Below are 22,789 nucleotides of genomic sequence, written 5' to 3'. Positions count from 1 at the left end.
ATCTCCTATGCTTTATAAGATTGAGTTTAATTCAAATTAGTAATAATATAAAAAGACCACCCTATAAAGAGTGGTTATATAATATGTTATTTATCTTTTCTTTCAGTTGATTCTATAAAAACTTCAAGTAATTTAATAGCAAACTTCTTGTTTTCAATTGACATAGCATTAAGCATGGCTTTTAATTCATCGGATTCATCTGGTTCTTCATCACCATTAACAATATAATCTGTTGTCACAAATAATGCTTTAGATAATTTTCTAAGTGTATTTATTGTCATGCTTTTCTTATCTTTTTCAATGTCTGATAAAAATTGAACAGAAATATTAGCACGTTCAGCTAATACTTCTCTTGTATATCCTCTATTTTTTCTTAATTTAGTAATTCTACTTCCAACACTCATATTGTCACTCCCTTAGTTATAGTATAACGTAAACTAAAGTTTTTATAAATCATCAATAGTAGTTGACAATATACTACTATTGATGTATAATAATATCGGAAACAATATATTTGCTAAATATTGGTTATGTAAAAAAGGAAGTGTTAAAATGAAAAAGGAATTTGAAGGAATTAATGAATATATGAAAAGTAAGGCTTATAGGGAAAAATGTAAGATTCTTGGCAATAACATTAAATATTACAGAAAGAAAAAAAGATTAACAGAAATGCAACTTGGTAAAATGATTGGAAAAAGCAGAAAATTTATAAGTCGTATCGAATATAGGGGATATAGTATGATAATTTACATTTCTACTCTCTATGATATTGCAAAAGCTTTGGATATTGAAACAAGCTGGCTGTTAAGAGGTATAGATTAATCTCCTACTTGCAATTCACTTCAACTATGTTCTTATCTAACAGAGGAGATTTTTTCATCCGAGATATGTAAGCTTTTAATGGGAGTCAATTTAGTTATCTCACACATTCATGTATAAAATTTGCCGCTTTATGCGGCATAGCGGTCCGGCGGCGTTTGAGCCGGCGCATTTCTTTGTTTCGTTTCTTTGTGCGAGCAAAGAAATGAAAAATACTTTTGCTTTGCTTTTTTCAAAAGCTAAATTTTGCGTGCAAAGAAATGAAAAACAACTTTTACTATGCTTTTTGTAAAAGCAATAAAAAACCCCCGTTTCAAACGGGGGTTTCATTTATTGCATTGTAAATCCGATAAATATGGAGCCTGTGCCTGTAAAGTCAATAAGAATCATCTTGCTTTCCGTATCATAAATCAGCGTCATAACCGAACCGTCAGAATCGTCAGTCATAGAAATAACCGCTCCGTCGACCGTATATGTTCCGGTTTCTTCACCGTCGGAGGTGGAATTTACGAGTACTGTTTTATCGTCCTTAAACTCAATCTCCATATCGAGGGCGTCCGCCTCCTGACCTAACTGTTCGCTGTATTGAGCCACAGTAGCCGCGTTGCCTTGAGAATCGAGAACATATTCTGATTTCCATTTTCCCAAAATACTTTCTTCTGTATTAGCAGTGTCCGCGCTTCCGGAATTTTCACTTTCAGCCGCGGTTGGTTCGGACTCTGCCGGAGCTTCTGTCAGGGTTTCCGTCTCTTCCTCTGTGATTTCTTCAGTTATAGCTTCGGTTGTCGCGGAGGACTCGTTTTTTGACGATGAATCCTTATCGTTTCCGCAGCCGGCAAGAGCAGCGGTCATAGCTATAAGGATTAGTATTGCCGATAATTTTTTTAACATCTTTTTTCCTCATTTCATTTTTTGTATTCTTAATTATATCATATAATAAACGATATGTCATTATCAAACTTAAACAATAAAGCGATTATGATAAAAATATATTTGTATAGCTTATCGCCGTCTTTTTCTTGAAAAGAACATTCCAATACCTGATATTACGGGGACGGCAAATGAAAATCCCAGTGAAATGAGAAGAGGAGTTTTTCCAAGGGAAACTGTTGAAAAAACCGTCTGTACCACCGGTATGTACATGGCGGCGGCAAGTACGCCGAGAGAAATCAGAACGGCGCCTATCAGCTTTAAATTATCGAAATAATTGATACTGAAAATCCCCTTTGTTTCCGATTTACATTCAAAAACGTGGACAAGCTGTGAAATTATAAGCGTAGCCAGCGCGCCTGTTCTTGCGGCGGCTATTCCGCAGTTCATCCGCAGCAGAACAGTAAAGCAGCCTAACGTGCAGAGACCGATCATAATGCCCCTGAAAATTATCTTGAACATAAGACCGTCAGAGAAAAAGCTTTCGTCCGGCTTTCTCGGAGCTTTTTTCATGACGTCTTTTCCGCATGGCTCCATTCCCAGCGCAATAGCCGGAAGTCCGTCTGTAACAAGATTTACAAGCAAAAGCTGAGTCGGAAGCATAACCATAGGAAAGCCCATCAGAATACTGAGAAACATTGTTATTACCTCTCCTATATTGCAGGAAAGAAGATATCTTACAAATTTTCTTATATTCGCGTATATTCCTCTGCCCTGCTCGGCGGCTTTCACCAGCGTTGCAAAGTTATCGTCAAGAAGTATAACGTCGGCCGCCTGCTTGGTAACGTCCGTTCCGGTTATACCCATAGCTACTCCCACGTCGGCTTCCTTGACGGCGGGAGCGTCGTTTACTCCGTCGCCTGTCATGGTTACTATATGCCCTTTTCTCTTATATGCCTTGACGAGCCTCAGCTTATGGGACGGATTAACTCTGGCATATACGGTGAATTCATCAAGCCGTCTGTCAAGCTCGGCGTCGCTCATAGCGTCGAGCTCGGCGCCGGTAACGGCCTTTCCGCCCTTAAGCAGTCCCGCCTGCTTTGCGATAGCTACCGCTGTTTCCTTATGGTCGCCTGTTATCATAACTGTTTTTATCTTTGCGCCGGCACACTTCCTGATAGCCTCCTTGGCCTCCTCCCTCGGAGGATCCTGCATTGCCGCGAGTCCAAGAAAAACAAGTCCGCTGCCGGAGGCGGTATCGCTGTTAATAGATTTTTCCGCAAGCGCAAGAACTCTTAAAGCCCTTGATGATAACGAGTTTATTTCATCCTCTATTTTTCTTCTGAGCTGTTCAGTCATTGGCTTTTCGCCGTCAGACGTCATAATAAAGGCACATTTTTTAAGGAGTATATCCGGAGCGCCTTTAAGATATTCCGTAACCGAGCCGGAGCTTGCTTTCATTTTTACGGACATGAATTTCGTCTTGCTGTCAAAGGGTATTTCCGATATTTTACGCATATCGTTAAGTCCGCTTTTTGTTATCCCTCCCTTAGCCGCCGCAATAAGCAGAGCCGCCTCGGTAGGATTTCCGCTTACCTGCCAGCTTCCGCCGCCTGAAATAGAGCCTCTGTTTCGCATATTAAGCTTGCTGTCGGAAGATATTTCAGCGTTGGAGCAGTAAACGGCGCATTTTAAAAGCTCGTAAAGGGGAGGTACGGCTTTCGGATTAGGCTTTGTTTCTCCCAGTCTGATTTCTCCGTTTATCCTGTAGCCGCTGCCCGTTACGTCAAATTCCTTCATATCCGTGTAAATATTTTTGACTGTCATTTTATTTTCAGTAATAGTGCCTGTTTTATCCGAGCAGATAACGGAGGTACAGCCGAGAGTTTCAACAGAATGAAGCCTGTTTACCAAAGCCTTTTGTTTCAGCATTCTGCTGACCGCCAAAGCAAGAGCTATAGTTACCGTTGCGGGAAGTCCTTCGGGAATAGCGGCAATTGCTATTGTTATACCGGTCATAAGCATTTCAAAGACCGGTTCTCCTCTTAAAACTCCGGCGCCGAACACAATAAAGCAAACGGCTATACAGATAGCCGCAACCACCTTTCCAAGCTCCCCCAGACGCTTTTGCAGCGGAGTCTGCTGGTTTTCAGCCTGACTTATCATTGTGGAAATATTGCCCATCTGTGAATTTTTACCTGTGGCTATAACCAGTCCCTTTGCGTTTCCTCCTGTTATAACAGTACCGGAATAGGCTATGCAGCGGCGGTTCAGGGAATTGTCGGTATCCGATTCGGAGCCGTTGGTTTTGTTTACCGGTTCGGATTCTCCCGTCAGCATTGATTCGTCCGCATAGAAATTGTTTGTTTCCAGCAGAACGCAGTCCGCCGGAACCCTGTCTCCCGTTTCCAGCAGCACCAGATCCCCCGGCACTATTTTTGCGGCGGGAACAATAGTTTTTTTACCGTCTCTCAACGCCTTTGCAGACGGCGCGGTCATGTTTTTCAGCGCCTCCAGCGTTTTTTCGGTACGGTATTCCTGAATAAATCCAAGTATAGCGTTTAAAAGTACTATGAGAATGATTGTTATAGCGTCGTAAATTTCTCCCAGAAAAACCGAAATTCCGGTTGCCGCAAGAAGGATCATCACCATTACGTCCTTGAACTGTCCTGCAAATATTTTAATCGGACCGTTCCCTTTTTTGCTTTCCATAACATTTTCGCCGTATTGCTCAAGCAGCTTTTCCGCTTGCTTTGATGTCAGTCCTCTCATAATTATATCTCCTTTGATACAGTTGTCCTTAAATTTTATGAGAGTTTGTCTGTAAATATGTTTTTTGCTTTTGAAAAAAGCAAAAAATATCCCCCCTTTTTCGGGGGATATTTTTATTTAAGGCTTTTTGAGCTTATTGCGGGAAACGCCTCTTTATATTCTATCCATTCATTTTCCAGACTGTTTATATCGTAGCTTTCACCCTTTTCGTCCGCGTTATATTTATATTCCTCCAGCGACGTAAAGTTGAAAAATTTTTTAAGCAGATTAAATTCGTTCCAGGTCTGCTTTGCCTCCTCTGAAACATCATTGCCCAAATTCCGTGAATATTCGCTGAAATCACCGACGTTTCTTATCCATCGCATATCCATCGCTTTTTCTATATCAGCATAAAAATAATAATCTCCATCAATTAAATCGTTTATAAAAGCGTCCGCGTCGCTGTAATAGCTTAAATCCTCCATAAATTCGTCAAATTCATATCGGTTTACTTTATTCCTGCTATCCTCATAAAGCTTAGCCGCCTTTTGGCTGTTTTCCGCCGGCACTGCGTAATATTCGCCGTTTATTTCCATAACATAGCAGTCTTCCTCTGCGTAAAAGCTTGAGGTTGCGTATTTAAGCAGATCCAGAGTCTGACCGTTTGTTAAAACATGTCCCAGCGATTCCATTACCTTAACGTAGCCGAAGGTTGCCGTTACATCATTTCTGCCCCAGCTTTCAAAGCCCTCCGGCGGATAAAGTATACCCTCTAATTCCAGCATGTAATACGGATAATGTGAAGAAATCTCAAGACCGCCGTGATTTTTTATAAAGCTTATTGTCCTCTCAAAGCATTCCCTGATTGGTATATTTCCGTTTACATAGCATACGACTCTTGAGGACGAAAGCTCGTCTAAGGAGGATTCAAGATAGTCGAGCCTGTAATTTTCTTTGAGCTGCTTGGCCTCGTCAGGATTCATAGATATTTGTTCCGTATCGCTGTAATTATTTTTTATGTAGTTATAGTTTAGCGTATATACCTTATATTTGTTATTGTTGAATTCCCTGATAAGCGAATCGTAAAGATAGTCCGCACGCCGCTCCGCAAGCTCCTCTGTGGAATCAAGAATGAAAAGCTCCTTTATCTGATTAAAGCTTAGCTGATAATTTCTCTTAACCTTTCCTCCCGTCTTAAGATTAAACCTAAAGGTTATATCATAACAGGGATAATCATAGGATTCTTCATAATTTAAATTGTAATCTCCCTCATAATAAACAGATTGGTAAAAAATATTCTCCATGCTGCTGTAATTGCCGTATTCTCCGCTGCGGTAGGTTTTTATAGCGTCCTTTTGAACCTGCGTTATTTTCTCTATTATTTCACTGTCCTTATATTCAATCAGATTACCGTTTTCCATATACATAGACATGCTGTATCCGTCTATTACGCTATATAAGTCCATAATATTGTCAATTCCGCCGTAGCTTACCTCCACGCTTTTAACTCTAGACGGCGAATATGTCTTTCCCTCAACGCCGAAACCGCGGGTACCTATTGCGGCAACGCAGATAATCAGTATTCCAACCATTGTGACGGCGTATCTTATCAAGGACTTATAAATTTTCTTAAAGCCCCTGTTTGTTATTACCTCAAATATCATATAAACTATAAATGAGAAAATGATTACCGGAAATATCATAGAAAACTGATATCTCGCAATAAGAGATATTGCCATTGATATAACGGTAACAACTATGTAATATAACAGCTTGAAAACGTAAGGCTTAGATACGTCCTCCGCCTTTCTGCGGTTATAGAGAAACATAGTCAGCAGAAAATAAAGCGCCGTCGCGCCGAGAAAAAACAATACCCACTTTCCGTAGACGCCCGCATTTATACTGAATACTTCCGAGCTGTATATATATTCCTCGCTTCCCAAAACGTAAATCATATATATAACCGCGCCCAAGGGACTTGTATATCCTAAAACCGGCGCTACCGTTTCAAATATCGGCACTCCGTAAAGATTGGCGAAAAGCATTGCCGCAACAACCGATATTGCCCCGGGAATAAGTCCGTTTATCATAAATATATTCATGATGCTTTCAAAAAGCGTCCCGCAGCAGGATAAAACAAGTACTGAAAGCGTATAAAGCATTATCATAACTAACAGTCCCGCAAACTCTCCCTGCATAACAAGAGTCATTAAGGAACCGTCTGAAAATATTTCAGTAAGCTCATCAACGCAGACTCTGCCGCAAAAAAGTATAAAATTGCAGATAATGCACGCGACTATGTAGGGTACTATATATATAACAAGTCCGGACGCATAATCGCTGAGGAACTTGAATTTTTTCTTTATGGGAAGGGAATAAATCATATCGACCTGCGATTTTTTATAGAGATAGCTGAAATTGTTCACAGCTATAATTATTCCGCAGAGTACGGCGGCCGCAAGACAGAAAATTGATATGAGTATGAAAGCTACCTGAGACTGCGCCGAGTTTCCGCCGTCGTCCGCCGCGGCTGAAACCGCTACCGCCGCCATGACAGGCAGTCCGAGAAGCTGCAAAACTGATAAAACGATAAGTATTTTCCTGCCGGATTTTACAGATAATTTAAAATTGGTCAGAAATCTCGTATTATTTGTCGATTTCAATCGCGTTAAAGTCATAGCCCAGCGCCTCCATTTCATAAATAAATATTTCCTCCAGCGAAAGCGGTATAATGTCAAGCACTACAGGATCCTTAGGCTGAAGCTTTTCTTTTATATCCTCCACATCTCCCTTGGCGATTATGTGATAAACGCTCTGGTTTTTTTCAAAATGGAGAATCTCAATCCCCGTTCCGGAAAGCTCCTCCTTGCTGTAATACTGAGGCATAGACGAATCCGCGGCTCTGAATACCGCCTGAATCTTATGTATATTACCCTTTACGCTGTCAAGCTCTCTTGCAAAAACTATTTTCCCCTGATGAAGCAGCGCTACCCTGTCGCAGACCTCGTTAATTTCCTTGAGATTGTGGGAAGATATAACCGTAGTCAGCTCCCTGTCTAACATGGCGTCAACCAGCATTCTTTTAACAATTATTCTCATGGTAGGATCAAGACCGTCAAACGCCTCGTCCAGCAGCAGATAGTCCGTTTGGCATGCAAGAGCCGTTATTACAACCGCCTGACGCTTCATTCCCTTTGAAAAAGCGTTCAGCTTCTTTTTTAAAGGCAGATTTATCGTAGTTCTCAGCTTTTCAAAAAGCTCCTCTGAAAATTTAGGGTAAAAGCTTTTATAATAATTTTTAAGCTCTTCCAGAGTAAAATTAGTAAATTGTATAGTTTCGTCGTTTATAAAAAATATTCTTTCCTTTATTGCCGGATTATCGTATATGTTTTCATTATCCGCCGTTACCTCGCCCTCCTCCGCCGAATAAATACCGGATATAAGGCGGAGAATCGTCGATTTTCCGGCGCCGTTCGAGCCTAAAAGCCCAAAAGCAGCGCCTTTTGGAATAGTAAGGCTTATTTTATCAAGCACCTTGAAATCGTCAAACTGCTTTGTAACCTCTTTAAGCTCTATCATATTTCCATCTCCTCTATTCTTTCCTTGAGCTCATCCTTTGAAATACCGATTTTCAGCGCCTCGGAGGCTTTTTCATCAAAATCGGAAAGTATATAATCCTTGACTGAAGAATCCACGATCTTTGAAACAAAGCTGCCCCTTCCGGACACCGAATATATTATCTTATTTCTCTCAAGCTCCTGATAAGCCTTTGATACTGTATTAGGGTTTACGCTCAGATCCTTTGCAAGACTTCTAACGCTGGGTAATTGTTCATTTTCCTTTAACACCCCTTTGATGATCAGCTCCACTGTTTTTTTATAGAGCTGCTCGTATATCGGAGTTCTGCTTTGAAGATCAAGGTCAAACATTATGCCACCTCCCCGGCCATTTGGTGTACGATATCAACTAATACAGTTAGTATACAACAATTTTTAGCCTTTGTCAAGATATATTTATAACGGAAAATTTTCAAAGAAAAAGGAACGCCTTGTAAACGTTCCGTAAAAAATATATTATTTTCCGGATTTTTTTAAATTCCGCCATATTTTTGAAATAAAAATATCAATGCCCGAATAAGCCAGAAGATAAACAGAGGTTATAAATATTCTGCCCGAATAAAGGGCAATCAGCTCGGAGGGTATGCCGCTTTCCTGCCTGACCGCTGAAAACGTGCTTATATCGGGATAATTCAAAAGCATAAATACGCTTATTATAAACGCGGCTGCAAGGGGCAGCGCAACCGTAAATATAAATATAAACGGCTTGGAAAATCTTCCTCCGTTTTCGCTGTCCGCCATGAGCAGACGATACATAAAGCATAGTACAAGCGGAGTAAAAAACAGATAAAAGCTTGAAAATTCTATCTTTTCAAATATAAACCAATGCGCCCACTGTGCGAAAAGACTTGCCGCGGTCATAACCGCGGCGCATCCCGCCTTTGTTTTTACATTCAAAGACTCCATTATTTTTCTTCCTCGTCAATAGCGTCCAGATCGGCGGCTTCGCTTTCCGCCTCCTCCGCCTCAGAATTTTTCATATCCTCGGCAATTTCCTCTTCTGTCGGCTGTTCCACAGCCTCAACCTCAGCTTCCTCGTCCCTTTCGGCTCTTGTAAACGATACTACCTTGTTTTCATCGGAAACCTTCATAACTCTAACGCCCGCGGCATATCTTCCCATAACCCTGATATCCTCGCACCTTATTCTTATTATAACGCCGTCGCTGGATATAAGAATTATATCGTCGCTTTCATCAACCACCTTGATACCGCAGATATAGCCCTTTTCCTCTCCGACCTTATAATTTTTCAAGCCGTAGCCGCCTCTGTTCTGAACCTTATATCCTGATATTTCGGTTCTTTTTCCGTATCCCTTGTCAGTCACAGTCAACAGAGTGGCTCCGTTTCTTACTCTTGCCATTGAAACTACATAGTCGCCGTCCCTGAGCTTGATAGCTCTTACTCCGTGCGCCGAACGCGACATTGCTCTTACCTTATCCTCTTCAAGATGTATAACCATTCCGTCATGCGTAGCCACGAAAAGCTGAGCGTTTCCGTCCGTCATTCTCACTCCGGCAATCTCGTCGCCCTCGTCAAGACCTATAGCGATAAGACCGTTCTTGCGGACGTTTTTATAAGCTGAAAGAGCCGTTCTCTTGATTTTGCCGTTTTTCGTAACCATATTGATATATTTGCCTTCGTCAAAATCTGAGGTTTTTATCATTGCGGCAATTTTCTCATTTTCCTCCAGCGGCAGAAGATTTACGGCGTTTAAGCCTCTTGACGCCTTTGAGCCTTCCGGCACCTCGTAGCACTTTAGCTTATACATGATTCCCTTATTTGATATGAAAAGAATATTATCATGTGCGGAGGCTATAAACATTTCGCTTACAAAATCCTCCTCGCGCTGCTTCATACCGGAAACTCCGCGTCCCCCTCTTTTCTGAGTCTTATAAACGTCGACCGGCATTCTTTTAATATATCCGATATTCGTATAAGTCACGACGCATTCCTCATTGGGAATAAGATCCTCTATATCGACCTCTCCGCTTACGGATTCAATCATAGTTCTTCTGTCGTCGTTATACTTTCTTCTTATTTCGGCAAGCTCGTCCTTTATAATCTGATGTATTTTTTCCTCGTCGGCTAAAATTGCCTCAAGCTCGGCTATCTTCTTCAGAAGCTCGTCCAATTCGTCAAGAATTTTCTGTCTTTCAAGACCCGTCAGCTTTCCGAGCGTCATCTGTACTATCGCTTCAGCCTGAGCCTCTGAAAGATTAAATCTTTCCTGTAATCTCCGCTTGGAATGAGGTATGCTTTCAGAGGTCTTACATATCTCTACTACCTCGTCTATATTATCTGCGGCAATTACCAGACCTTCAAGTATATGCGCCCTTGCCTTTGCTTTTTTCAGATCGAATTCCGTCCTGCGGCGGATAACCTCTACCTGAAACTTTACATATTGCTCAAGGCACTGCTTTAAGGTCAGAACCTTCGGCTCTCCGTCAACCAGCGCGAGCATAATAACTCCGACCGTATCCTGAAGCTGGGTATATGAAAAAAGCTTATTCAGCACAATCTGCGCGGCAGCGTCCCTTTTCAGCTCAACCACGATTCTCATACCGTCTCTGCCAGATTCGTCCCTTATAAAATGAATTCCGTCGATTCTCTTGTCCTTAACAAGGTTAGCCATACTCTCGACCAGTCTTGCCTTGTTAACCATATAGGGAATTTCGGTTATTATGATACACTGTCTGCCCTTTATCTCTTCGATGGAGGTTTTAGCCCTCAGCGTTATTTTTCCTCTTCCTGTTCCGTAAGCGGCTCTGATTCCCGAGCGTCCCATGATAATACCGCCTGTAGGAAAATCCGGTCCCTTTATACACTCCATTATTTCGTCGAGAGTGCAATCGGGATTTTCCATCACCATATCGATAGCGTCGATGACCTCTCCCAAATTATGAGGAGGGATATTTGTAGCCATTCCCACTGCGATACCGGTTGAGCCGTTCACCAGAAGATTAGGAAATCTGCTTGGCAAAACCACAGGCTCTTTAAGCTTATCGTCATAGTTTGTGGTATAGGGGATCGTATCCTTTCCTATATCGGTCAGCATTTCCCCCGCCATTTTCGACATTCTTGCCTCAGTATAACGGTAAGCAGCCGGCGGATCTCCGTCTACCGAGCCGAAGTTTCCGTGACCGTCTATAAGCGGATAACGAAGGGAGAATTTCTGCGCAAGACGAACGAGGGCGTCGTAAACGGACGCGTCGCCGTGAGGATGATATTTACCCAGCACCTCTCCGACCGTATACGCGCACTTTCTATAGGCCTTGTCATAGGTGTTTCCCGACTCGTTCATTGTGTATATAATACGCCTGTGCACCGGCTTCATTCCGTCTCTGACGTCCGGAAGCGCTCTTGCCACTATAACCGACATAGAATATTCAAGGAATGATTTTCGCATTTCCTTGTCTATATCGACATTGCGGACCTTTGAATTGTCATTATACATTTTCTTACTTCCTCTTCACTGTTGTTTTACTCAAGCTTTTATCTGCACTGTAATTTTTTTCAAGCTTTTTTTGAAAATGAATCTGCATAACGGTTATTTCCTCTTCGGTAAAATCCTTTTTTGGAATAACGTAAAACATAGCCCTTTTTAAATAAACCATAAAAAAATCTTTTTTTTCTATTACCCTTACGTCTTTTGTAAGATATATTTCGGTATCTCTTATTTCTTCAGCCTTCGGAGTATCTCCGAAAACCTCCTCGTATTCCTCTTTCTGCCTTTCCCCGTTTTCCTCCGGCTCTATAACCGTTCCGATAATAAGCTTATCCGCCATTACCTGAAGCTGATAAACGTCGTTTTCTATCCCCTTTATGGATTCCATAAGATTTCTTCTGAGCTTTTTCGGATTATACCAGTTTACAAACGCAAGCGCAAGACATACGAGCACAAGCACATATCCGAAGGTCGTCGCTTTTCCCTGCGCAATATAAACTACGTTGAGAGCCGCCGCGACGATAAGCAGCGACGCCATAACGGTATTCCGAGGATAAACGAACTTCTTCTGGAACGTTATGAACGCCTCTCCGAACATCTCATAGGGAATAGAATATTTTCTCTTTATGATAGCTTCCTCTTCCATATAAATCCTTTCTCCGTTAAAATCCTCTATATATCAAGATTTTCAACATATTTGGCGTTGGCTTCTATGAATTCTCTTCTGGGAGCAACCTTGTCGCCCATCAGGATAGTAAACGTTTCATCAGCCTTAACGGCGTCCTCCATGTCGATTTTAAGCATTGTTCTGGTTTCGGGATTCATAGTCGTTTCCCAAAGCTGCTCAGGATCCATCTCTCCGAGACCTTTATATCGCTGAACCTCCGGCTTTGTACCGTTTTCCGTTGTAAGCTCGGCTATATATTCGTCTCTTTCCTCATCGGAAAAAGCATATCTTACCTTTTTTCCTCTGAAAACCTTGAAAAGCGGAGGCTGTGCAATATATATATTTCCGTTTGTTATAAGCGGCTTCATAAATCTGAAAAAGAAAGTAAGAAGCAGAGTTCTGATATGAGAACCGTCAACGTCCGCGTCGGCCATAATGATTATTTTACCGTACCTGAGCTTGCTTATATCAAAATCCTCGCCTATGCTTGTTCCCAGAGCAGTTACCACAGGCATAAGCTTTTCATTGCCGTAAACCTTGTCTATCCTTGCCTTTTCAACGTTGAGCATCTTTCCCCACAGAGGGAGAATCGCCTGATAGCGTCTGTCTCTTCCCTCCTTGGCGGAGCCTCCTGCCGAATCTCCCTCGACTATATATATTTCCGTCATTTCAGTATCGTGCTCCGAGCAGTCGGCAAGCTTTCCGGGCAGCGACGCGCTTTCCATAGCAGTTTTTCTTCTGGCGGTCTCTCTCGCCTTTTTAGCCGCCTCCCTCGCTCTCTGCGCCGCTACTGATTTTTCAAATATAGCCTTCGCCTCGACGGGATTTTCTTCAAGGTAACACATGAGCTTTTCCATTACCATTTTTTCAACAAAGCCCTTTACCTCCGGATTTCCCAGTCTGCCCTTGGTCTGTCCCTCAAATTCGCAGTCTGTCAGCTTAACGGATATAATTGCAGTCAGTCCTTCTCTTACGTCGTCGCCCAGAAGTTTTTCTCCGTCCTTGAGAAGATTGAATTTTTTTCCATATTCGTTAATAACCTTAGTAAGCGCGTTTTTAAAGCCTGTTTCATGAGAACCGCCGTCCACTGTATGTATATTATTCGCGAATGAAAGAATAACCTCGTTATAGCTGTCGTTATACTGCATTGCCACTTCCGCAAAGGAATCCCCCTGCATACCGGAAACATAGATAACCTTATCCGAAAGAGATTCAAGCCCCTTTGTTTTATGGATATGCTCCACAAATTGCCTTATTCCGCCCTCATAATGCAGAACCTCGGATTTTATATTCTCCTCGTCCCTCTTATCGCTGAATACGATCTTTATTCCGGCGTTTAAAAATGCCTGTTCCCTTAATCGCTTCAGCAGCACCTCGTAATCGTAGGTCGTATCCTCGAATATTTCTCCGTCCGCCTTAAACATAACGGAAGTACCCGTTTCTTCAGTTTCTCCTATTATTTTCAGCGGTTCGGAGTATTCTCCTCTTTCAAAACGCTGAAAATGCACGCTGCTGCCGTCCTTAACCGTAAGCTCAAGCCATTCCGACAAAGCGTTTACAACAGACGCGCCCACACCGTGGAGACCTCCGGAAACCTTATATCCGCCGCCTCCGAATTTTCCTCCGGCATGCAGAATGGTATATACCACAGTTGCCGCGGAAATACCCTCCTTAGGATGTATTCCGGTAGGTATGCCTCTGCCGTTGTCCGACACCCTTATAACGTTTCCCTCTAATATATCGACTCTAATTTCGGAACAGAAGCCTGCCAGAGCCTCGTCTATTGAATTGTCCACGATCTCATAAACCAAGTGATGGAGACCCTTCGGACCTGTAGATCCTATATACATTCCCGGACGCTTTCTAACCGCCTCCAGTCCCTCCAGCACCTGTATCTGATTTTCGTCATAATTCTGATTTTCCGTTATCTGATTTTCTGACATTTAAAATTTCCTCCTGACCGATTTATATGTATTCCCATCGGCTTAACTCTTTAAATTCAAGAAATACGGCGATTTCCTACCATTCCATGATCGGTTTATCTCCCGGCTTAAAAACCGTTTCCTTAAATTTATTTTACCGCGGATTGCAAACATTCTGCATTCATCTAAAAAGGCTTTTATATCTTTTTCTTAACGTCGCCGCTGAAATCTGAGAAATATATACCCTTTCCTCACCCTTTTCAACGCATATTATAAAGCTCTTGGGCATTTCATAGGATACGTTTACAACGCGTTTCTCCCTCTGCGCCCTGTCGAGCAGATGACCGGTGGTTTTTCCGGTCGTTGTATTTTCTATATCAAATATCCCGATTATTGAAGCGTCGCTTACCGACACGTCGCCGCCAAGGTGCAAATACAAGGCTTATCACTCTCCGTTTTCGGAAACTCTTCCGTTTTCTACTCTGTAATGCTTTCCGTCGCACAAACCCTTTACCGCGTTCTCATTGCAGGCTGTTATAAAAACCTGCATACCTTCTATCACTTCAAAAACAAGCTTCTGCCGGCTTTCGTCCAATTCTCCCATAACGTCGTCAAGGAGTATCACCGGAGCCTCGTCGCGGTTTTTATAAAAAATCTCCGCTTGTCCAAGCTTTAAAACAAGAGCCGCCGTTTTTTTCTGTCCCTGCGAGCCGTATTCCTTTATGCTCATTCCGTTTATTTTAATAATAATGTCGTCCCTGTGCGCTCCCCAGACGGTATAACCGAGCCTTATATCGTCTTCCTCCGAATCCCTAAGCCTTTTAAAATATCTGCCTACTGCAAATTCGCCCTTATCCTCTTCCTCAACCTCGCACCCGAAAATATTTGAGCTGTAACCTATAGAAAGCGTTTCCCTTCCTCCCGTTATACTGCTGTAAAGCTGGCGGCAGGTTTCGTCAAGCTGCTTAATATACTGACACCTTCTCTGTGAAACGGCTGTTCCTATTGCGGCAACCTGCTGATCCCATACGCTGAGAGAATCCGCCGAGGATCTTCCCGAAGCGATAGATTTCAAAAGAGCGTTTCTCTGATTCAGCAGTATTTCATACCGTCTTACCGTATCGAGATTTTTATGTCTAAGCTGACAGGCGCAGAGATCCGCGAAGCTTCTTCTTTTATCCGGCCCTCCCCTAATAAGATCAATATCGTCGGGAGTAAACACAACGCATTTAAAGCTTTCAAAAAGTCCGCCTGTACCCTTCATAGGAACTCCGTTTAAGGAAACTCTTTTTTCCTTTATACCGTCCCTGCTCATGGCATAGCTTATAATCTGCTTTCTTCTTCCGTCATAAAAAGAAAGCCCTATGCTCATACATCTTTTATCTATTCCGATATAATCTCTGTCCTTAGAGCCTCTGAAGCTGCGGCAGCCTGTCGTAAGCCAGATCGCCTCTATCAGATTTGTTTTGCCCTGCGCGTTCATTCCCGTAATCAGGTTAAGCTTAGGGTGGGGATTTATCAGAACCTCTTCAAGATTCTTAAAGCCGTCCGCTGCAAGCGATGTAACGATCATGACACCCTGATAATGAATTTTTCCACGGAAACCTCGTCCCCCGGTCTTATTTTCTTTCCTCTCATGGTGCATACCTCTCCGTTGACGCATACCGAACCGTTTTGTATAAGCTCCTTGGCAAAGCCTCCGGTATCCGTCAAACCGGAAAATTTAAGCAGAGAGTCGAGCTTTATAAATTCCGTCGTTATTGTAGTTTCAATGATTTCCTTGTCCATTTTTACACCTATCCCTTTATCTGGACCGGCATTACAATGAATGTAAAGCTGTCCCCCTCCATCGGAGCAATCTTGACCGCTCTGTTAGAGCCGGTCATCTGTATTCTTACCTTATCCGTTTCCGCCGCCTTAAGAGAATCCAGCAGATATTTGTTATTAAACCCTATAAGAACTTCGTCTCCGCTTATATCTGCGGGAATGCTGTCCTCAAGCCGTCCTATTGCGGTCCGGCAGCTTACCTTTATCTGACCGTCCTTAAAGCTGCATTTAACAGGCGCCTTGTTTTTTTCATTGAGCAGCAGCGAGCATCTCTCAAGACAATGCACGATATCGCTTGTATTTACTATCGCCTCTGTTGTAAAATCCTTGGGAACGCTGTTTTTATAGGCGTGAAATTCTCCCTCTAAAAGTCTTGTGAAAATCCTGTAGCCGTTTACCTCTATTACCACATATTTGGAGTCCACATAAATTTCGCAGTCGTTTTCAGCGTCGTCCTTGAGAAGGCGCGAAGCCTCCATAAGCGCCTTTGACGGAACTACAAAATAATATTTTTCCGAAGCGTTTATCTTCTCGTGTCTGATAGCCAGTCTGAAGCCGTCGATAGCGACCATATTGAAGCCGCCGTTTTCAATGTCGAAAAGCTCTCCGGTCAGAATCGGCTTTGTATCCAAAAGAGAAACGGCATAGTTTGTCTGGTTTATCATGCTTTTTAGTATTTCCTGATTGAGAAAAATACCGTTTTCTCTTGAAATATCCGGAAGCGCGGGATATTCCTCCGCGCTTATTGCTGAAATCTGATACTGGGCGTTTCCTCCGCTTATTTTCATATTCAGATTCTCATCAACCTCAAAGTATACCGTATCGGAAGGCATTCGCCTGGTTATCTCACTGAAAAGACGTGAATTAAGCACTATCTCTCCCCTGTCCTCCGAATCAACCTCTATTACGGTTGTAATACCGATCTCAAGGTCATAGCCCGTCAACTCAAGGCTTGTACCGTTTAGCAGAAGTCTGATTCCTTCTAAAGCGGTTATTGTGGATTTAGGCGAAACAGCCTTGGATACGTTTCCGATAGCGGCGCATATCTCATCCTTTTTACATGCAAATTTTATAGGATTCATATTATTCTCCTTTCACTCTTACTTTTTTGAAAAAAAGTAAGCAAAAAACTTTTATTTCTTTACCAATCATTTGAAATTTTTCAAGTATTTTTATATCTCCCATTTTTTTATATGTCGGAATATTATTTTTATAAGAGCAATCGAAAAGCTTTTATTTCTTTACCAATCATTTTAAATTATTCAAGTATTTTTATTTCTCTCATTTTTTTATGTCGGAATATTATTTTTATAAGAGCAAGCGAAAAGCTTTTATTTCTTTACCAATCATTTGAAATTATCCAAGTATTTTTATATCTTCCATTTTTTTATATGTCGGAATGTTATTTTTATAAGAGCAAGCGAAAAACTTTTATTTCTTTACCAATCATTTGAAATTATCCAAGTATTTTTATATCTCCCATTTTTTTATATGTCGAAATATTATTTTTATAAGAGCAAGAGAAAAGCTTTATTCCTCTACCGACTATTTAAATTTATCTAAGTATTTTTATATCTTTCAATTTTTTAGAAAGGAGCTATTATACTAAACGTAATAATTACAGTCTGTATAGAATTTAACATTCAGACTGTTTTTTATTTTATAAGCGAAGCTTATTAATCAATAATATATATTATTATTTTTAGTAGTAGTAGTAGTGTCTGTGGATTTGTTGAATTTTAGGACAAACCCTTAAATTTCGCGTATCAGAGGGTAATAAGTTTTCATAAAGCTCCTGTTGACAGAATATTGAAGATGTTTAATGTCCAAAACGTTGTTCGGAATGTTGAAGGATTGTGTGTTGAAATAGAAAAAAAGGTTGAAAAAAATGTGGAAATTATTTTTTGTTTAAACAGCCTGTTCAATCTAATATTTTGAATATTGTGGAAATATTATTTCCTTTTTCATAAAACCGCGGAGAACCGGCTTCAGAAATTCAACACAACTTTCAACACACTGTTGAAAACGCTGTTAAAAACTGTTTTTATAAAAAAATCAGGCGTTACTGCGGTCCTTGATATTTTTTATCATATCCTCGACAAGTTCTTTTAGATGAGAGTCCTTTTTTATGCTTGCGGAAACATTATTGACCGCGTAAACAATAGTGGAGTGATCTCTTCCGCCGAATTCCACTCCTATGGAAGCGAGCGGCATCTGCGTGATTTCCCTTACAACGTAAATTGCGATTTTTCTTGCGTTTGAAACTGCGGAGGCGCGCTTTGTCGAGCGTATATCCTCCGGCGTAACGCCGTAAACGTTTGCGACCTCGGCAATTATTTTTTCAACGGTTATAGGCAGCGGCTGATCGTCGTTGAGAATATCTCTTATAACGCTCTGCGCCATGGATATAGAGGGCTGACTGCCCGCGTAGTGATTTAAGGCCTTAAGCTTTTTTACAGCTCCTTCGAGCTGTCTGATATTTGTTTTTAGCTTGTTTGCGATGAACTGTGCAACGTCGTCCGGTATTTTAAGCTCTAAAAGCTCCGCCTTGCGCTTTATGATGGCCATTCTGGTTTCAAAGTCCGGAGTATTTATATCTGCGATAAGTCCCGATTCAAATCTGGAGCGTATTCTGTCCTCAAGGGTTTTGATAGCCTTAGGAGGACGGTCGGAGGTAAGAACAATCTGCTTTCCGTCCTGATAAAGAGCGTTGAAGGTATGGAAAAATTCCTCCTGAGTACTGTTTTTTCCTGCGATAAACTGAATATCGTCGACTAAAAGCACGTCCGCGCTTCTGTATTTGTCATGAAATTTAGTCGTGCTGTTGGTTTGTATGGCGTTGATGATCTCGCTTGAAAATGTTTCTCCGGTAACGTATATGATGTTGAGATCGTTATTCTTATTTTTCATTTCCTTTGCGGTCGCGGTTATAAGATGAGTTTTGCCAAGCCCCGAGGGACCGTATATAAACAGCGGATTGTATACCATTCCGCCGCCGCCGTCGGCCACAGCTTTGCACGCGGCGTAGGCGAATTCGTTCGAGCTGCCGACTATAAATGTATCGAAGGTATAGTCATATTTTGCGTATTCATAGCTTTTTTCAAGCTCGTGCTGCTTTTCCTCAAGAGAATCAAGATCCACAGGCTTGTTTATTCTCATTTCGTCGGGAATCCTGATGTCGATTTCAACGTCGAAGCCCAGCGTTGCCTTGAAAGCCTGCTTGAGGAGGTCTCCGTAGTTTGCTATGACGACTCCTCTCTGGAAATCGGAGTCTACCGAAAAAATAGCCCTGTTACCCTCAAGGCTTATGGGCTGGAGCGTTTTTATCCATAGCTTTATGGCGACGTCGCCTACTTCTCCTACGTCTCTGCAATAGTCTATTATACAGTTAAATACCTCTTCAAAGGAATTCATATCTTTTTACCTCCGGTTACCGAAACCGTTTAAAGTTCCTGATTTTTTACAATTAATAATAGTATAGCATAATTTATTAAAAAGTGCAAGCTGAGAGGAGGGCTTTTTTTAAGAGAAATTAAGGCGGAAGATAAAAAAATCGGGCCTTATAAAAAAATACTTGACAAGCACAGAATAATCATGTATAATTTATGGGTACATTAAAAGCTATGATTGGGCGAAAGTGTATCTGCTTGAATTTTAAAAGACCGCGCCGCTTGGAAACAGGCGCGTTTACTTATCTACCTAACGGGAGGAGGAAATAAAGTGAAAAGAACTTATCAGCCTAAGAAGATCCACAGAAAGAAGGAGCACGGCTTCCGTAAGAGAATGTCTGATTCGAACGGAAGAAAGGTTCTTGCCCGCAGAAGAGCAAAGGGCAGAGCAAGACTGACTCACTAAGCATAAGCGGACCACATTTTTCTTGTGGTCTTTTGTTTTAAAGTGCCGGAGGACGCCGCTTCAAAGCGAGGTCCGCCGAGCAGTTTCTTGCACGCCTTAAAGCTTAATCTGTCCGTTTTGACGGGCGGGAATAAAAAAATAAAATTTTAAAGCGTATAAGCCGTATTCTCGGAAATTATGCGGAATGTATAAAAAAACGTTTGATTTGTGCGCTTTAAAATATTCTCCTTTGAAAATTAAAAGGAGGATTTCATAAAAAAGAAAGAAAATTACAGCCGCATTGATAAAAGCGGGATAATAAAAAAATTATGCTTTACACCGAAATATTGAATAAAAACAAGGATTTCCTTTTTCTTTACAGAAAAGGCAGATCAATAGTTTCAAAATATGTCGTGCTTTATGTGCGTCCAAACGGAAAACCGTATAATCGGCTGGGTATAACCGCGGGGAAAAAAATCGGAAACGCGGTATGCAGAAACCGCGCTAAAAGAGTTATAAGACAGGCTTATTTTGAGAATGAAAAGGACTTGCCCGTCGGGATTGATATGGTTATTGTAGCGAGAGCGCCGGTATGCAGAATAAAGAGCTTTGTACTCAGCGGCTGGCTTGCAAAGAAAGGAATAAGAGAAATATGCTCCGCTTTATCCGGGGGGAATAAAATTTGAAATATCTGCTTATGGGTATTATCAGGATTTATAAGAAGATAATATCGCCGCTTTTTCCGCCGTGCTGTAAATATTATCCTACCTGTTCGTCCTACGCTTTGGACGCTGTGGGAAAATTCGGTTTTATTAGGGGAGGCTGGCTTGCCCTGTGGCGGGTTTTAAGATGCAATCCGTGGAGTATGGGCGGAGTGGATTATGTTCCTGAAAAATTTGATATTTTAGGACGTCATAACAAAAAATCAAAACGTAAGGAGAAATGAATTTGGGTAAGATCGGTGAATTGCTGGGTATTCCTCTCGGCTGGGTCATGTACTGGATTTATGAAATCGTTAATAATTACGGTTTGTCCATTATAATTTTTACGCTTCTGTCAAAGCTTATAATGCTTCCCGCTTCTTATAAACAGCAGCTCGGAACAGTAAGAATGCAGTCCCTTAATCCGAAGCTGCGGCAGCTTAAAAAGCAGTATGCCAACAATCCTCAGAAAATGCAGGAGGAACAGCAGAAGCTTTATCAGCAGGAGGGCGTAAATCCGATGGGAAGCTGCCTGCCGCTGATCGTTACCATGATAATACTTTACGGTATTCTTGACGTCGTATACCGTCCGCTTTCTCATATCCTGAGAATTTCCTCGGACGTTATTGAAAAGGCTAAGACGATTATAGTTGACAACGATCTTGCGGACAAGTATTTCAAGACGCGTCCTGAGCTGACTATTTTAAGGCAGGTAAAGGACGATCCCGGTTTATTCTCAAGTCTGGGAAATGAATTCGTTGAAAAGGTGAGCACCTTTAAAAATACGTTTATGGGGGTTGATCTCGGTTCTATCCCTACAATTCGTCCTGAAACATGGAACAGCGCGGCGATAGCTCTGATAATGATCCCTATAGTATCCGGTCTTGTTCAGCTTGCGTTTACGATTTATTCACAGTATAAAACAAGGAAAATGAATCCTGATATGGGCTCTGCCGCAGGCGCGGGTTGTATGAACGTTATGCTTTACGGTATGCCGCTGTTTTCAGTATGGCTTGCGTTCACAGTGCCGGCCGGCGTCGGCTTTTACTGGATATGGTCTTCGGTTTTCTCGCTTATTCAGTCGGTTGCGCTTTATTCCTATTTTACTCCCAAGCGTATTGAAGAAATTAATGTTAAGCTTAAGGAAAAGAACAAGAATAAAAAGCCCGGGCTTATGCAGCGTATGATGGATCAGCAGAATGAGCTTATGAGACAGCAGGAAGCCGCAAAAAACGGGGGACGCGTGGATTATGACGCGGATACCGAAGGTATGTCGCGTTCGGAAAAGCAGAATTATAACAGACAGCTTATAAACGAGGCAAGGAAAAGAATGGCTGAAAAATACGGCGAAGAATACACTGAGGATGATAAGGAAAAATAAGGTACCCCCTGTGTTATTTATTTGCTGTGACGAGAGGAGCGCTTCAAAATGGTTTATGACGACGAGGGAAAATTGATCCCGATGGATCTTTGCGGAGTTTTTACCGGAAAATCTATTGAAGAGGCTAAGCAGAAGGCCGCTGACGAATTTGATGTCAGAATAGATCAGATAACCTTCAGAGTAGTTAATGATGTAAAAAAAGGCTTGTTCGGTAAAATAAAAGAAGAAGCAAAGGTATGGGCGGGATATAATCATCCGGTTATAGCGGAGGTTACCGTTATAGATAGTATTAAAGCTGAAAATAAGCTAAAGGAGCAGATAGAAACATGCCGCAGGTATCTTCAGAATATTATGGAGAAGATGGGAATTGAGGCTGAAATTAATATCGCTGACTCGGAAGAGGGATTTTTTGTAGATATAGACAGCAACGGTTCCGGAGCGATAATAGGAAGAAGAGGTGAAACGCTTGACGCGCTTCAATATCTGACTTCTCTTGTAGTGAATAAAATGGACGGCGAATACAAGAGAATAACTCTTGATAGCTGCGGCTACAGAGAAAAAAGAGAAGAAACTCTTATTCAGCTTGCGGAAAAAATAAGCAATAAGGCGTTGAAAACAGGAAGACCTACTACGTTGGAGCCTATGAATCCTTATGAAAGAAGAATCATACATTCGGCGGTTGCAAAGGTAGAAGGAGTCAATTCAAAATCGGTGGGTGAGGAGCCTTACAGAAAGGTTGTTATTTCACCGGATCATCCTAAGAAAAACGACGTAAAAAAGAACGGCGGCTATAAGAAAAAAAGAAACGACGGACCGCGTTCTCTTGATTTAAAAACAAGCTTTGAAAAGGATTATAAAAAACCAAAGCCGGAGGACGATATAAACGCCGGTCTTTACGGTAAAATTGAACTTTAAAAAAGGCGGATTTTTATCCGCCTTATATTTTTGAAATAT

21 protein-coding genes are annotated in these 22,789 nt (G+C 41.7%); 6 read left to right on the top strand and 15 right to left on the bottom strand.

Going from position 1 to position 22,789, the window contains the following annotated elements; all coding sequences use genetic code 11:
• Positions 1-86 precede the first annotated feature (86 nt).
• Positions 87-404: a helix-turn-helix domain-containing protein gene (locus ACYQ0N_RS14780; RefSeq protein ID WP_460163115.1), complete on the bottom strand. Its 318-nt coding sequence runs from the start codon at positions 402-404 to the stop codon at positions 87-89.
• Between the two features lie 148 nt (positions 405-552).
• On the opposite strand from ACYQ0N_RS14780, the gene ACYQ0N_RS14775 reads away from it, so the two are divergent.
• Complete coding sequence (locus ACYQ0N_RS14775; RefSeq protein ID WP_460163114.1) at positions 553-822, top strand: helix-turn-helix domain-containing protein; 270 nt, start codon at positions 553-555, stop codon at positions 820-822.
• Between the two features lie 327 nt (positions 823-1,149).
• Here ACYQ0N_RS14775 and ACYQ0N_RS14770 read toward each other — a convergent pair whose 3' ends face one another.
• The 14 genes from ACYQ0N_RS14770 to dnaA form a co-directional block, all read right to left on the bottom strand.
• Positions 1,150-1,710 carry a lipocalin family protein gene (locus tag ACYQ0N_RS14770; RefSeq protein WP_460163113.1) on the bottom strand — a complete coding sequence of 187 codons (561 nt, stop codon included), beginning with the start codon at positions 1,708-1,710 and terminating at the stop codon, positions 1,150-1,152.
• A 111-nt stretch (positions 1,711-1,821) separates the two neighbouring features.
• Positions 1,822-4,461 (bottom strand): cation-translocating P-type ATPase, encoded by a 2,640-nt coding sequence (locus ACYQ0N_RS14765; RefSeq protein ID WP_460163112.1) that lies wholly within the window; start codon positions 4,459-4,461, stop codon positions 1,822-1,824.
• Between the two features lie 113 nt (positions 4,462-4,574).
• On the bottom strand, positions 4,575-7,118 hold the full coding sequence (locus ACYQ0N_RS14760) for a hypothetical protein (protein ID WP_460163111.1): 2,544 nt from the start codon (positions 7,116-7,118) through the stop codon (positions 4,575-4,577).
• Entirely contained in the window at positions 7,087-8,019 is a 933-nt protein-coding gene (locus tag ACYQ0N_RS14755; protein ID WP_460163110.1) for an ABC transporter ATP-binding protein, read from the bottom strand. Before ACYQ0N_RS14755 ends, ACYQ0N_RS14760 begins: the two co-directional genes overlap by 32 nt.
• Entirely contained in the window at positions 8,016-8,369 is a 354-nt protein-coding gene (locus ACYQ0N_RS14750; RefSeq protein ID WP_177532885.1) for a GntR family transcriptional regulator, read from the bottom strand. Before ACYQ0N_RS14750 ends, ACYQ0N_RS14755 begins: the two co-directional genes overlap by 4 nt.
• A 144-nt stretch (positions 8,370-8,513) precedes the next feature.
• Positions 8,514-8,963 (bottom strand): hypothetical protein, encoded by a 450-nt coding sequence (locus tag ACYQ0N_RS14745; RefSeq protein WP_177532884.1) that lies wholly within the window; start codon positions 8,961-8,963, stop codon positions 8,514-8,516.
• A complete protein-coding gene (gene gyrA, locus ACYQ0N_RS14740; RefSeq protein ID WP_177532883.1) occupies positions 8,963-11,512 on the bottom strand; it encodes a DNA gyrase subunit A in 2,550 nt (849 codons plus the stop codon). Before gyrA ends, ACYQ0N_RS14745 begins: the two co-directional genes overlap by 1 nt.
• A gap of 4 nt (positions 11,513-11,516) precedes the next feature.
• The gene (locus ACYQ0N_RS14735) at positions 11,517-12,149 is read right to left on the bottom strand and encodes a YcxB family protein (RefSeq protein ID WP_177532882.1); all 633 of its coding nucleotides are present in this window, start codon (positions 12,147-12,149) and stop codon (positions 11,517-11,519) included.
• A 26-nt stretch (positions 12,150-12,175) separates the two neighbouring features.
• Positions 12,176-14,113 carry a DNA topoisomerase (ATP-hydrolyzing) subunit B gene (gene gyrB, locus ACYQ0N_RS14730; protein ID WP_177532881.1) on the bottom strand — a complete coding sequence of 646 codons (1,938 nt, stop codon included), beginning with the start codon at positions 14,111-14,113 and terminating at the stop codon, positions 12,176-12,178.
• Between the two features lie 160 nt (positions 14,114-14,273).
• Positions 14,274-14,531 (bottom strand): extracellular matrix regulator RemB, encoded by a 258-nt coding sequence (gene remB, locus ACYQ0N_RS14725; RefSeq protein ID WP_177532880.1) that lies wholly within the window; start codon positions 14,529-14,531, stop codon positions 14,274-14,276.
• 6 nt (positions 14,532-14,537) lie between these two features.
• The gene (gene recF, locus ACYQ0N_RS14720) at positions 14,538-15,665 is read right to left on the bottom strand and encodes a DNA replication/repair protein RecF (protein ID WP_460163109.1); all 1,128 of its coding nucleotides are present in this window, start codon (positions 15,663-15,665) and stop codon (positions 14,538-14,540) included.
• The gene (locus ACYQ0N_RS14715) at positions 15,662-15,880 is read right to left on the bottom strand and encodes an RNA-binding S4 domain-containing protein (RefSeq protein ID WP_177532878.1); all 219 of its coding nucleotides are present in this window, start codon (positions 15,878-15,880) and stop codon (positions 15,662-15,664) included. Before ACYQ0N_RS14715 ends, recF begins: the two co-directional genes overlap by 4 nt.
• 8 nt (positions 15,881-15,888) lie before the next feature.
• A complete protein-coding gene (gene dnaN, locus ACYQ0N_RS14710) occupies positions 15,889-17,001 on the bottom strand; it encodes a DNA polymerase III subunit beta (protein WP_460163108.1) in 1,113 nt (370 codons plus the stop codon).
• Between the two features lie 973 nt (positions 17,002-17,974).
• On the bottom strand, positions 17,975-19,333 hold the full coding sequence (dnaA, locus tag ACYQ0N_RS14705; RefSeq protein ID WP_177532877.1) for a chromosomal replication initiator protein DnaA: 1,359 nt from the start codon (positions 19,331-19,333) through the stop codon (positions 17,975-17,977).
• Between the two features lie 306 nt (positions 19,334-19,639).
• Between dnaA and rpmH the strand changes: the two genes are divergently transcribed.
• The 5 genes from rpmH to jag all read left to right on the top strand — a co-directional run bounded on the left by rpmH (position 19,640) and on the right by jag (position 22,750).
• Positions 19,640-19,774: a 50S ribosomal protein L34 gene (gene rpmH, locus ACYQ0N_RS14700; RefSeq protein WP_177532876.1), complete on the top strand. Its 135-nt coding sequence runs from the start codon at positions 19,640-19,642 to the stop codon at positions 19,772-19,774.
• A 308-nt stretch (positions 19,775-20,082) separates the two neighbouring features.
• The gene (gene rnpA / locus ACYQ0N_RS14695) at positions 20,083-20,439 is read left to right on the top strand and encodes a ribonuclease P protein component (protein ID WP_177532875.1); all 357 of its coding nucleotides are present in this window, start codon (positions 20,083-20,085) and stop codon (positions 20,437-20,439) included.
• Positions 20,436-20,699, top strand: coding sequence for a membrane protein insertion efficiency factor YidD (gene yidD, locus ACYQ0N_RS14690; RefSeq protein WP_177532874.1), 264 nt, complete (start codon positions 20,436-20,438; stop codon positions 20,697-20,699). Before rnpA ends, yidD begins: the two co-directional genes overlap by 4 nt.
• Before the next feature lie 2 nt (positions 20,700-20,701).
• Positions 20,702-21,835: a YidC/Oxa1 family membrane protein insertase gene (locus tag ACYQ0N_RS14685; protein WP_460163107.1), complete on the top strand. Its 1,134-nt coding sequence runs from the start codon at positions 20,702-20,704 to the stop codon at positions 21,833-21,835.
• A gap of 48 nt (positions 21,836-21,883) precedes the next feature.
• On the top strand, positions 21,884-22,750 hold the full coding sequence (gene jag / locus ACYQ0N_RS14680) for an RNA-binding cell elongation regulator Jag/EloR (RefSeq protein ID WP_460163106.1): 867 nt from the start codon (positions 21,884-21,886) through the stop codon (positions 22,748-22,750).
• Positions 22,751-22,789 lie beyond the last annotated feature (39 nt).

This window comes from Ruminococcus sporogenes (genome assembly GCF_054655175.1).
This window is presented reverse-complemented; position numbering and strand designations above follow the sequence as displayed.